This is a genomic window from Alkalibaculum sporogenes, assembly GCF_009362815.1.
In the GTDB taxonomy this organism is placed as follows: domain Bacteria; phylum Bacillota; class Clostridia; order Eubacteriales; family Alkalibacteraceae; genus Alkalibaculum_A; species Alkalibaculum_A sporogenes.
Genome location: NZ_WHNX01000014.1, coordinates 1 through 12,207, shown reverse-complemented (window position 1 = coordinate 12,207; position 12,207 = coordinate 1). Strand labels below are relative to the sequence as shown.

At 32.4% G+C, this 12,207-nt stretch carries 12 protein-coding genes; 7 read left to right on the top strand and 5 right to left on the bottom strand.

What is annotated here, in order from left to right:
* Positions 1 to 434 precede the first annotated feature (434 nt).
* A complete protein-coding gene (locus tag GC105_RS09990) occupies positions 435 to 1,349 on the bottom strand; it encodes a LysR family transcriptional regulator (RefSeq protein WP_152804318.1) in 915 nt (304 codons plus the stop codon).
* Between the two features lie 194 nt (positions 1,350 to 1,543).
* Here GC105_RS09990 and GC105_RS17485 point away from each other — a divergent pair, with 194 nt between their 5' ends.
* The 6 genes from GC105_RS17485 to GC105_RS17720 all read left to right on the top strand — a co-directional run bounded on the left by GC105_RS17485 (position 1,544) and on the right by GC105_RS17720 (position 6,345).
* Entirely contained in the window at positions 1,544 to 1,669 is a 126-nt protein-coding gene (locus GC105_RS17485; protein ID WP_281350108.1) for a hypothetical protein, read from the top strand.
* Between the two features lie 28 nt (positions 1,670 to 1,697).
* Positions 1,698 to 2,567 (top strand): MBL fold metallo-hydrolase, encoded by an 870-nt coding sequence (locus tag GC105_RS09985; protein WP_152804316.1) that lies wholly within the window; start codon positions 1,698 to 1,700, stop codon positions 2,565 to 2,567.
* A 1-nt stretch (position 2,568) separates the two neighbouring features.
* Positions 2,569 to 3,858, top strand: coding sequence for an SLC13 family permease (locus tag GC105_RS09980; protein ID WP_193708364.1), 1,290 nt, complete (start codon positions 2,569 to 2,571; stop codon positions 3,856 to 3,858).
* A 264-nt stretch (positions 3,859 to 4,122) separates the two neighbouring features.
* Entirely contained in the window at positions 4,123 to 5,046 is a 924-nt protein-coding gene (locus tag GC105_RS09975) for a hydroxyacid dehydrogenase (protein WP_152804312.1), read from the top strand.
* 52 nt (positions 5,047 to 5,098) lie between these two features.
* Positions 5,099 to 5,779 (top strand): RraA family protein, encoded by a 681-nt coding sequence (locus GC105_RS09970; RefSeq protein ID WP_152804310.1) that lies wholly within the window; start codon positions 5,099 to 5,101, stop codon positions 5,777 to 5,779.
* A gap of 458 nt (positions 5,780 to 6,237) precedes the next feature.
* Positions 6,238 to 6,345 carry a four helix bundle protein gene (locus tag GC105_RS17720; protein ID WP_152804436.1) on the top strand — a complete coding sequence of 36 codons (108 nt, stop codon included), beginning with the start codon at positions 6,238 to 6,240 and terminating at the stop codon, positions 6,343 to 6,345.
* 1,451 nt (positions 6,346 to 7,796) lie between these two features.
* On the opposite strand, the gene GC105_RS09955 is transcribed toward GC105_RS17720, so the two are convergent.
* From GC105_RS09955 to GC105_RS09940, 4 genes are all read right to left on the bottom strand, one after another.
* A complete protein-coding gene (locus GC105_RS09955) occupies positions 7,797 to 8,087 on the bottom strand; it encodes a hypothetical protein (RefSeq protein ID WP_152804308.1) in 291 nt (96 codons plus the stop codon).
* A 143-nt stretch (positions 8,088 to 8,230) separates the two neighbouring features.
* A complete protein-coding gene (locus GC105_RS17480) occupies positions 8,231 to 8,713 on the bottom strand; it encodes an Abi family protein (protein ID WP_152804306.1) in 483 nt (160 codons plus the stop codon).
* Positions 8,664 to 9,212 carry an Abi family protein gene (locus GC105_RS17475; protein ID WP_152804304.1) on the bottom strand — a complete coding sequence of 183 codons (549 nt, stop codon included), beginning with the start codon at positions 9,210 to 9,212 and terminating at the stop codon, positions 8,664 to 8,666. Before GC105_RS17475 ends, GC105_RS17480 begins: the two co-directional genes overlap by 50 nt.
* Positions 9,213 to 9,511: 299 nt before the next feature.
* Positions 9,512 to 10,699, bottom strand: coding sequence for a hypothetical protein (locus tag GC105_RS09940; protein WP_152804302.1), 1,188 nt, complete (start codon positions 10,697 to 10,699; stop codon positions 9,512 to 9,514).
* Positions 10,700 to 10,913: 214 nt separating this feature from the next.
* Here GC105_RS09940 and GC105_RS09935 point away from each other — a divergent pair, with 214 nt between their 5' ends.
* Positions 10,914 to 11,942 (top strand): LCP family protein, encoded by a 1,029-nt coding sequence (locus GC105_RS09935; protein WP_152804300.1) that lies wholly within the window; start codon positions 10,914 to 10,916, stop codon positions 11,940 to 11,942.
* Positions 11,943 to 12,207 lie beyond the last annotated feature (265 nt).

Here is a 12,207-nt window from a genome sequence, read left to right as displayed (position 1 = left end):
TAAAATACAGTCATAGTATATCAAATTTTAAGGCTATTTCAATTTTCCTAATGAATTGTTTGTGTGATTACTCCTATAAAGACATCTATAAAGAAATTGGGAACCTGACTCTCTCTGAAATTGCTACGCTCTCTGGTAAAGGGTTTACTCTTATTCATACTGAACCTAATTATCAGAACTTATTACCTCAATTGCTAGAACGAATAAGAGCTGCCTAAGCAACCCTTTATAATAACTTTCCATTACTATCCAAGACCCATTAATAAATGGTTTTATTATCATGTCAATATCTTTTATTTTACACAAGCTAACAATTATGTTAGTCTTTTTTTTGTCCCATTTCTCAAGAATTAAAAAAATATATATGATTAAATACAAAAGATTGAAATCTGTCCCTTAAGTTCATAGTATTATTGTCTGAGGGTTTAATTAGTTCACAATAAAATTTTTAAGCTTTCATTTTGTACTCTTAGCATATCGATATAATCATTAAGTTTCTTTGTAAACTCTGCCAGATCTGCGTTGCTCGTTGCGATATTCATGATGTTGGAAATCATATAGACATTTCTTACCGGAGGATCGATAGATAGTTCATAAAGTTTAAATTCGTATAAGTTTTTCATATTATAGCACACACTAGCAGGGGCAAAAAACCAATATCCAACTTCAAGCAATTCAAAAGCAAGCTGAGCAGAATCGAGTTTAAATTTTGGAAAGCATTCGAAGGAAAAATGTGAATTATGCCATTTGATATAATCTTCACCCCAGTTAATATACAACTGATTGCCAAGATCTGAATTTGCTAGAATTATTTTCTGTGAAGCAAAAATAGGGTTATGCTTGCTGACAATATACAGTGGGTCTTCGAATATTTTAACGGCTTCTGTATTGGGGTAGTTATAATAGCTTAGTGCGAATCCAATGTCCAAAGAGCGAAAACTAACGTTCTCATAAATCTCTTTTGTATGCTGTGTACGAACAGTTACTCTCCAATCTTCTTCGCGGCTATTAAGTAGTTGTTTGTAAAGATCTTTAAGTATAAAGTTGTGAACGCTGTCAACAGCGCCGATAATTAGGGATTTAAAAATCGTAGAAGTAGAAAAATTATGAATATCTTCCGAAATTCTTTTGTATTCTTTTGCGAGATTCATCATTTGGGTGCCGTGTTTTGTTAACGTGATGTTCTTATAGCCTTTATCTCGTTCAAAAAGAACTACATCTAATTCTTTTTCCAAGGTCTTTAGTCTATAACTTATAGTAGATTGCGACATGAAGAGAATGTTTGCTGTTTTTGTAATACTTTGGGTTTTAGCTAAAATTAAAAAGGTTTCAATTAATTCGGGATTCATATGACCTCCTATTTTAGTATATTCACTATAAAATTCTACATGACATTTTCATTATATCGAAAATATCGATAAATATCATCAATAATATTCGTTTTTATTAATTTGTTTTGTGTGTTATTATTTGTTTGAAACAAAAACATTGAATTTTAGAGGAAAAATATTCAAAAGTCTTATTATCTATTATGGTGGTATTGTTGTTAGCAGGATGTTCAACAGGATCAAAGACAGATGAGTCCTCTACAAATCCAAAGGCAACAACAAAGGTAAAGGGAGTAGTTATAAAAAAAACAACATTGCAGAGTAATGTTGTTTTTACATAAAATAATTTATTATTAAAGGAGGAAGAATATGAGTCAGGCAGTATCAACGAGGCTTAAAGAATTTGCCTTATACACAGCAACAGCACCATGGAAGCTATATGTGAAACCGTTTAAAGTTGCTCCCAGAACGTATTATGTTGGAAATGAGTGGGTCGGGATTTATCTGATTGATTCTGAGGCGGGATTGATTTTAATCGACACAGGAGTTTATGAAAACGTTTATTTAACACTTGAAGGAATTAGAAGTCTTGGCTTTGATCCAAAAGAATTGAAACACATCTTACTGACACATTGCCATGTAGATCATTCAGGGGGGGCGAAGGCACTTAGAGAATTAACAGGAGCAAAAATTTGGTTATCTAAAATTGATGCGGATTTTCGAACAACGAAAGCAAATCTTGAGGGAATCAAAAGTATGGATATAAAGATAGAAATGCCGGAATTTCAGAATCATTATTACGAAGTTGACGAACTTTATAATGATAATGAACCGATGGTTTTTGGCTCTGTGGAGATAACATCTAAATTATCACCTGGCCATACGCCTGGAACTACATCCTTTTTTATAAAGTCCGCAGATGAATCAGGTAAAGTAATCGTAGCGGCAATTCATGGAGGTGTTGGACCATTAACTATGACCGACAAGTTCTTAAAGACGTATGACCTTCCAATGGATACAAGAGAGACATTTATACATGATTGCAGGGAAATGAAAAAAATCACAGTGGACATTACATTGCCAAGTCATCCGTCGCATGGCAAGCTATTTGAGTGTATTACGGCGGACCGTATGGATTATACAGTTTTTATAGATAGAGATTCTTGGGGTGAATTTTTGGATGATCGTGTAAAAATTGTAGAAGAATTAGATGCCAAAGAAAAGAATGGGGGGGCTTAATATGGATAATTTAACGATTGTATTATTGATCTTTGCTTTTACAATAATCAGCTATTTGCTTCAAAAGATAACTTTAGCTACAACTGCATTAATTTCAGTTATTCTTCTTGTGGGATTTAAAGCGATAGACAACCAGGCAGTAGTCAGCAGTTTCGGGAATACAACAGGCATATTGATGGTTGCCATGTTTGTTATTGCAGCAGGGTTTAATAAAACTCAGTTAGTCAAAAAAATGGCTGCCAATGTATCAAGAATTGCAAAAGGAAGTATTACAAAAGTTATGGCAGGCTATGTATTTCTTGCAGTCTTGTTAACACAACTGATTCCTTCCAATCTTGTTCCATTTTGTATTTTATATCCACTTTTAGGTGCAACATTGGATGAAATGAAAATCAGCCGAAGCAAAGGCATGTTTGGGTTGGGTCTAATTGATATTATAGCGGTAGGTACGCTTCCAATCGGTGGAGGGGCTACAATATTTGCGGAGCTTAACGGATACCTTGTAGCAAGTGGTTCTAGCTATCAGATGTTAATTACTGACCCTATGAAGCTCAGACTACCTCTATTAATTATTATAGCGTTATACTGTATTTTCTTTGCAATTAAGGTATCTCCAGATAAGCCTCTAACTGATATCGAAGAATTTGAATTGCAAAACGCGTGTGTAGCCGCAAAACCGTTGAAACCATTTCAAGAAAAAGCAGGATATCTGATTTTTATCTTTGTCTCAGTAGCGCTGCTGTTTTCAACGCAAATAGGTATGCAAGCTTGGCTGATTGTTCTGATTGGTGCAATATTAATGGTTGTTACTGGTGTTTTGGATGAGAAGGAAGCAATCAAATCTATGCCGATATGGGTTTACTTTGTATTTGTAGGTGGGTTGATTATGGCTGGAGCATTATCTACATCAGGGGCAGGGAAACTTGTTGGTGACTTCATTGCAAGTATAGCTCTTCAATCTCGTAGTACAATCTTGCTCTATACCATTTTTTTCATGGGTCCATTTATCCTTACGCAATTTATACTTAATCGTTCTGCAATGATGATTTTTATTCCGATTGTCATACAGACTTGCTTGAGTTTAGGCATTAACCCAATTGGTCCTATTATCTGTGTTCAGGCAGCTACATTATCTGCATTCATGACACCTATGGCCACTGGAACAGTACCTTATCTTATGGGTGTTGGTGGATATAATCAAAAGAGTATTATTAAGCAGGCGATTATACCAACAATAATTTGTATAGTAGTGACAATTGGCTGGAGTTCGATAGCATTTCCTCTATTTTAAGGAGCTAATAGAACATCTGACATAAAGAAGAATGTACAACAAAGAGAATTGTAAAAAGCAGAATACAAAGAAGCTGGTCTAGAACAAATCATTGATGTTTGATAGTTAAAAATTTCCCTCCCCTTTATGTTTAGGATGTTGGTCGTCCCATATTTTACCATAATTGGTGAGGGATTTTTTGTAAGAGTGAGTGAGAACTCCAATATAATTAAGGGTACTAGGCATTTAACGAGTGTCTATAGCTAAATACGAGGAGATATAAGTATGAAAGTTTTTTTGAACGAATTTATCCATCCGGCTGCAGTTAAAAGACTTAGTGAGTTTGCAACCATTACAGAGGATCTTACAGATATTAAAAGTGTTGATGCGATTATTTTAAGAACTTTAAAAGTTGACAGGAAGTTGATGGAGACGGCCGTTAATCTCAAGGTCATCGGTAAACATGGCGTTGGCGTTAATACGATTGATGTTGAAGCTGCAAAAGAATTAGGAATCAAAGTGGTGTATACACCAACTGCAAATACAAATTCTGTTGCAGAATTGACATTGGCGTTAATAATGGATATTGCTAGAAATATTACAATGGCAGATAGAAAATCCAGAGATAATCAATTTGATAAAATAGCACCCCCTGAGCTCTCTGGTACTGAGATTACAGGTAAGACTCTGGGACTAATAGGTATGGGTAATATCGCACAGCGATTAAGCATCATCATGAAAAGCGGATTCGGTGTTAAAGTGATTGGCTATGATCCATATGTAAATCACGAAAAAGCCAAACAGCTAAGTATATCCAAGAAAGAAACAGTGGGAGAAATTATCAAAGAAGCAGATATTGTAAATATAAGCGTACCGCTCAATAAATCAACAGAAAATTTGGTGTCAGGTGAGTTGTTTAATATGTTCAAGAAAGATGCAATTCTTGTTAATGCGGCCCGTGGTGGTGTAGTTAATGAAGATGATTTATACAATGCACTCAGAAATAAAACTTTGAGAGCTGCGGCTTGTGATGCTTTTGTTGTCGAACCACCTACAAATGAAAACAAATTGCTGTCATTAGATAATTTTGTAGCAACGCCCCATATTGGAGCTAACACTATTGAGGCTTTATTAAGAATGGGAATGGATGTTGTTGAAGATGTTAAGCTTGTACTACATGGTAATAAGGCAATTAATGAGATATGTTAAACAAATGTCATAATAAGTTAATGCCTATAATCATTAAATCGGAGGTAAAGTAATGAGTAAAGTAGGATGTAGAATAAGAACAGATTTTGAGAGACCGAGTCGTGAGTTGATTGAGAAATTTAAAGATATTCCTGTCGCCAATTTAGATGATTGCATGAACAGGATATCAGCAATTGATGAAAATATAAGACCAATCAATAACTCTAAGATTTTAGGACCGGCATTTACAATTAAGGTTCCGGAAGGCGATAATCTTATGTTCCACAAAGCTATGGATATTGCGAAACCAGGTGACATAATTGTAATTGATGCCGGTGGAACTACAAAAAGAGCTATTTTTGGAGAATTAATGGTTAACTACTGTATGATAAGAGGAATCGGTGGGATTATAGTTGACGGTAGTTTAAGAGATGTAGATTTTATTTCAAAGTTGGTTGACTTCCCAGTATATGCAAAAGGGATTACTCCAAACGGTCCGTATAAAAATGGACCTGGGGAAATAAATACAGATGTGGTTGTAGGTGGACAAGTAGTATCCCCTGGGGACATTGTTATAGGAGATGGCGATGGAGTGTTGTTTATTAAGCCTTATGAAGCGGAAGAAATTTTAGAACGGGTGCAAAAAGTACAACAAATTGAAGCTGAAATTATGGATAAAATAAAGAATGATAAAACGTATATACGTCCATGGATGGATAAAAAATTGGAAGAGATTGCTTGTGATTATATATAACATGAGTTGATTTTATATAAATAATTTATTGTGTTGTTTACAAATTTTCATTCTCACTTTATGGAAATTTGAATTTATGGCAGGAATTCTTTGTGGCTAAGAAACCCGGTTGTAAATTGAAAATAGAATCCTACCAAGCACCGCTTTTGTAGTTTGGAAATCAATAAAACAATAAAAGTGTGTTCTGCTGGATGTGTTTACTCTTATGCTGGAGGACTTTTATAAAATTATAATGGATTTGCTTTCTTTTAGTAATGACATTCTATATAGCAATTCACAGAGATTTAAGTTAATTAATAATTAGTCGATTATACTGGTCAAAAACAATCCACAATAAACTAACAAATGGTAACAGCACCCTGTCATTAAATGGGGGCCGTTACCATTTTTAATTTACTAGGGCGTGCTGAGTATAGAAATTAAAGAAATATATATGATTAAATACAAAAGGTTGAAATCTGTCCCCTAGGTTCATTCTAGCGCAGTCTAAAAAAGATTTTATATTTAAAATGCACATAGCTCTAAAAGAATCTAATGAAACAAAGTACTGGATTATTTACTTATAGCAGCTACAGTGGTCATATTCTATTTTCTGAGGCATCTTTCAAATTATTCATTTTTCATTATTCATTTTACATTAATGAAGTGCACAGTATTATAACAGAAAGTATAGGCGACATGGTCACGTGTTCAAAAATCGCTTCATTAGTAAAGTAATAGATGTGGACGAGTACAACTTAACAAAAGCGTCCCCTAGATATCACTACACAAATAAATGCAAAATGTCGTTTATAGATGCGATTAATTTTATTCCTCTATCTGCTTGAAATCAGCTATTTCACTTAACTCATGTAGTTTTTGTCTTAAAAACTTCTTATCAATAAGGTTCAAAGTATACTCTGATATTAATGTTGGAATTTATAATACCAAGAAGAACGTAAAAAACAGTTATAAATTATGGATCAGTACGTATTGAAATATTAAGATGTGATTAATCGATATCTTTATTTATTATTATCATCTTTGGGAAACAAATCTTGAGTACAAAAAAGATTAATAAAGCCTATGTATAAAGGATAAATTAAATAAATCCCAATTAAAATGAGACCTGTTACTGGAGCCGGTTTATCTCCTTGATATGTTATAGGTATTAATAAATTGGACAATAATACTAAAATTACATAATAGGGTATCCAGAGAATTATTAAAAAATATCTTAATCCTCCTGTATTAAAATACTTAGTTGTAATGAGACAAAAAAGAATGGTTGAAATTATAAATAAAATAAAAATCAATATCGAATTTACGGTATCGTTTAATCAAGGAGCTATTCTCTCAAGTCGATACGCATTTGTCATAATAAAATCTTCAATAAATAGAAAAAATCCATATAAAAAAGCAAAAAAATTTAATTTAACAAAAGTTTTCATAATGAGCTATCTTGGCATAATTTACTTATTTCAAATAATATGCCTTCTCCTTTCTTTTAAAATTTCAAAAATTTACTAATTATGTTATTGTTTAAATAATACAATGAAAGGAGGAAAATGTAAATGAAAAAGGTGTCCAGATTTTTATTATTTATTGTAATAAGTTTTTTTATGCTCAACACAATTGTACCGGATAGACCGGATGAGAATCTTTCTCTTCTCAATCATTCAGAGGAGCAACGTGACGAAGAATCTTATACCTTTGTCTTACTCTCAGTGAATACTTTATTACACACTAATAATTAATACCTGTAAGAGAATACCCCTAGGGTCTTAGATCCCACCCCGATAAACGGGGCACCGCGCTTCGCTCTGGATGACTGGGTAGTTGCTTGGGCATTTTCTATTGTCATTCAGAGGAGCAAAGCGACGAAGAATCTTCCACCCCAAAACGCATCCTCCTTATATGTCATCCAGAGGAGATTTGCGACGTGGGATCTTACTACTCCAGCCATCAGTCCAGAGCATCAACGTAAAAATCCAAGCAACTTACTTACTCGGATTTTAATATTCATTACCTATTTTACTTATCTATTATACATAAAGAAACTAAAAGCATCTTTTCCATTGCCATTAAAATAACCTTTGTTTTTTATATTTCTAATATGAAGAATCTTCCCATCAAAATCTTTAGTTTGGTTATCGCAAATATATGCGTAATCGTAATTTCCTTCCTTTACCCAGCCCATGAAAATAAAGGTATGAGTAGGTCCTCCATTCTTATTGCCCTTTGAATCTGTAGTAAAGCATACATCGCCACGCTTTAGTTTAGTATAATCCCTTTCTTTCTTCCAACCTCTTTCTTGCAGTAGTGGCATTAGTTGGTCTATATTGTAGGTGTTTATGGGAAGACTGACTTTGCCTCTTCTTAGAGCCTCAGAAGCAAACCATACACATGCATTTGACTCTCCTCTACCCCAGTTACACTAAAAGAAATTCTTAAACTTTTTATCATCTTCCACTAAATATTTTTAATAGCATACCAATTTTTAGGAAACCCCATTTCTAATAAAACATCACCGATCTCTATTGTATTCAGTTGTTTTTCTAATTTTTCTATTTCAGTTTTAATTGCATAAAATGATCTATTAAATGAAGTTTTGGATAATACTAGCTTAAATATTATTACTATTGAAAATAAATCATTTTTACCATGTTTATGGTTCCCACTAGAATCTTGTGGAATAACAAGAGAAGTATGTAAAGGTGTAGACTTAATCATATTTGGACGTCCATTTTTATTAATTGCTTTTAGATTATATAAGCGTTCGTCATGAGCACAAGCATTCCTATAAATAGATAAAACAAATAGAATAGATGAAAGTTCGTTAGGTTTAAGCTTAAACTTTCTACCTACATCATTCTGATCTTTTACAACCATATAGCTATAAAATTTACTTATTGTTCCTAAAGTAAGTGTGTTGACCAGTACCCAAAAAGGCACATATCCGTATAAGCATATGATGAGATATCATAGAATTATTTTTTGATAATTGCCTTGATATTTCATTCTGTAAATTAGCTATTAGAGAGGATACTTCTCCAACCTTTTGTGCTTGTGTTTTATTTTTTTCATATGGTTTTAAAGACGTTTCGAAATTGGATATTTTTAAATAATTATCATGTCCATATTTATCTGAAAAAATATGAGAGAGAACGCTTTTAATATTGTTTTCAATCTCAAGTATATATCTAATAAATATATTTCTAAGTTCCCTATCAAATAAATACAAAGCATAGATTTCATAAAAATTTGTATTACTTTTATATTTTTCATCCGGACCTGAATAATTTTGATCGATAAATAAATCCTTGTATCCGTTGATTAGATTATAGTAGTTTTCCATCTCAATAATCTGTTTCGGTCTACTTCCATAGATCTTCATCCCTCTAGATCGAAGTTTTCTCATTTGACTGTTTGTAGTACAAAAAATTTTATCCATCGTCACTCCTTTCAAAAAAACTCCGGGCCCTTGGGCTACCGGAGTGTGATCACTTTATTATTATGCTCATTAATATTTTTTATGCATTTATTTTAACATATAAAATAATATTTGTCCATATTTTTGCTGTATTTTCTAAAGTAAAAATTTCAAGTTTAAATATTGTATTTAAGCTACTACTTCATTGGGAGTCTTATATTGATTATCTACGTCACTCAGCCATCAATTATCTATTATACATAAAGAAACTAAAAGCATCTTTTCTTTGAATTTAGCTAGTATTTGCATGAGCGCAAAAACTACTCATTATAAAAATCTCTATAACTTAATCCGAATAGCACATGTGCTGCATATCTAGCATAAAACGCTTTATTATTTGAATAATCTACAGGCCATACAGTTAATCTAGGGATTTTACCGTAAGTATTATTAATAACTTCAAATGTCTTATCAGCTTTATCCTTATAATCATATTTTGCATAAAATGCCAACATCATACCTGTTCCCCATAAGTTTGAAGGTCTCTCATTAAAAAGTTCTAAATCACCTATGTACACCTGATTTTGAGGATAAAAGAAAATCCGATTTTCTTTCCAAAAGCTATCAACTGAAGCAATAGAATCTTCTTTAGAAAATGGAATTTTAACTTCATCAAATTTATTTCGGTACTCTTCTATTCCCCAGAGAATATAAATGTGATGGACTAAATCATTTGTTTTTATCTCCCTATCATCTAAATATTCTGCATAATCCCAATATGGTATACCTTCTTTAAAGTGAACAGTATTAACTAATTTATTTGCAATAGCATGTGTTCTTTTTAAAACAAATTGTTTATCACTTTCATTAAAAATCCCATCATGTTCTGTTATAATTCTAACTAAACTACTTAAAAACATACTTGAAACGTTTGGAGTATAAATCATATCTGTCGGTTCTGGACTATACCCTAAATATCCTATGTCATCATCTCCGATATATACCTCTTTAAGCCAGTATAATATAACTTCTGAAACAATCTTTTTTATTTCTTTTTCTTCAGCTTCTGTCCAAAAATTATCAATAGATAATGAATCCATTAAACCATCAAGCACTATAGCCGTTGTGATTGTATATGAGTGGTTTTCTGGGTTAATTGTACCATCAGCAAATGCATCAAAGGATTGTGGTAAGCCCCAACCTAGATTGCCATCTTGGTTGGCATCTGAATTTTCAGTTATCCAATTTACAGCATTTTTGATTCTATGTTCACTTTCTTTATTTTTATCATATTTATAATGTAGTGATTCTGATGCTAACACTAAGCCATACGTCATTGGCTGTTGTGACGGTATTGAAGCTTTTAATTCGAGTCCATTTCCTTGTTCATCAACAGGGAACATGCTTAATAAAATTTTATAATCATCATCAACAATACTACGATTGTTTGTAATTGATAAAATTAAGATTATAAGTACTGTCACAATAATAAGTAATTTGATCTTCATATTCTCCTCCATAATCTTTATTAACTGATATTTTCTATAGTAGCATACTCATATGTTCATGTCACCATAAACTAATACTACACACATATCAAATATTAGGTTAAAACAGTTGTCGAGAAACAACTAGTCACTATTAAATTACTTTTTCGACTATATTCGTGTTATAATATGAAGTGATTATTTTTTTACAAAATCAAAAGGTAGGTGGCTTTTATTGGCTAAAAATAAAAAGAAACAAAAGAAAAAGGGAAATCGTACTAAAAAAGTTGCAATTACATTAGTAATAATAATAATCTTGTTAACTTCAGGATTTTTTCTAGTGTATAATAAATTTTTAGGTGGTATTAATACCGTTGAACTTGGCGACGATTTAAGTATTTCCTCAGAGTTAAATAAAAATAAGAATATTACCAATATCGCACTATTTGGTATAGACACAAGAGGAGACGATTATGATGGTTCACGTGCTGATACTATTATGATTGCTACTGTTGATAAACAACACAAAAAACTAAAACTAACATCTATTATGCGTGATACATATGTAAGTATTCCAGGAAAGAAATTTGATAAAATCAATCACGCCTACGCCTTTGGAGGTCCAGAACTGACTATCAAAACCATTAATCAAAACTTTGACATGAATATTATGGAATATGTGACCGTAAATTTTACAGCCCTTGAGAAAATTGTTGACTCAGTAGGAGGAGTACAGATTGATGTGAAAAGTGCGGAAATAAATAGTTTAAATCACAATCTAAGTGAACTAGATATAATTGAAGGTAAATCTTCAAAACAAGTTACATCTGCTGGCTTACAAACACTTACTGGAAGACAAGCTGTAGCATACAGTAGAATACGTAATGTAGGTAATAACGATTATGCACGAACTGAAAGACAAAGAACTGTACTTCAAAATTTAGTTACTGGCGTACTCAAGGGTAGATCTTTAACTCAAGTCCTGTCTCTTATTGAAACCCTTTCCCCCTATATTGAGACAAGCTTAAGTAGTGGTGAAATGATTGGCCTAGCTACAACAGTATTTACATTAGGCATTAGCGAAATGGAAGATACTAGACTGCCTCTAGACGATTATTCAAAAGGTGGTACTTGGGGTGGAGTATATTATCTAAAGCCGAATACCTTGGTAGATAACGTTGCTTATCTACATGAGTTTATATTTGAAGAAGAAGATTATGTTCCTACATCAGTAGTTTCTGGGATAAGTAATGAGATGAATTAGCATTTTGTAATGTTTTCAAAAATTTGAATACTAGTATATAAAAAAGATTAGGTTTAATTCTAATCTTTTTTATGCTTCAAGGTAATGTAATTAATCTTGTGTCTTTTGAAAATACAATTTTTTGTTGTTAATAACATTTAAGAGGTGAGCTGTGGAAGTTTATAAAAGGTAGTGTAATAAATTTTGTGTCTATGGTAAAAAATAACTCTTTAATGGCAAGAATTTAGATATGAATTCAAACCAGTAAGGAGTTTTTTAATATGGG

What these genes read in the sequence shown, in the direction of transcription:
- GC105_RS09990 (WP_152804318.1), bottom strand. Translation starts at nt 1,349, where the DNA reads ATGAATCCCGAATTAATTGAAACCTTTTTAATTTTAGCTAAAACCCAA.
- GC105_RS09985 (WP_152804316.1), top strand. Translation starts at nt 1,698, where the DNA reads ATGAGTCAGGCAGTATCAACGAGGCTTAAAGAATTTGCCTTATACACA.
- GC105_RS09980 (WP_193708364.1), top strand. Translation starts at nt 2,569, where the DNA reads ATGGATAATTTAACGATTGTATTATTGATCTTTGCTTTTACAATAATC.
- GC105_RS09975 (WP_152804312.1), top strand. Translation starts at nt 4,123, where the DNA reads ATGAAAGTTTTTTTGAACGAATTTATCCATCCGGCTGCAGTTAAAAGA.
- GC105_RS09970 (WP_152804310.1), top strand. Translation starts at nt 5,099, where the DNA reads ATGAGTAAAGTAGGATGTAGAATAAGAACAGATTTTGAGAGACCGAGT.
- GC105_RS09955 (WP_152804308.1), bottom strand. Translation starts at nt 8,087, where the DNA reads ATGCCACTACTGCAAGAAAGAGGTTGGAAGAAAGAAAGGGATTATACT.
- GC105_RS17475 (WP_152804304.1), bottom strand. Translation starts at nt 9,212, where the DNA reads ATGGATAAAATTTTTTGTACTACAAACAGTCAAATGAGAAAACTTCGA.
- GC105_RS09940 (WP_152804302.1), bottom strand. Translation starts at nt 10,699, where the DNA reads ATGAAGATCAAATTACTTATTATTGTGACAGTACTTATAATCTTAATT.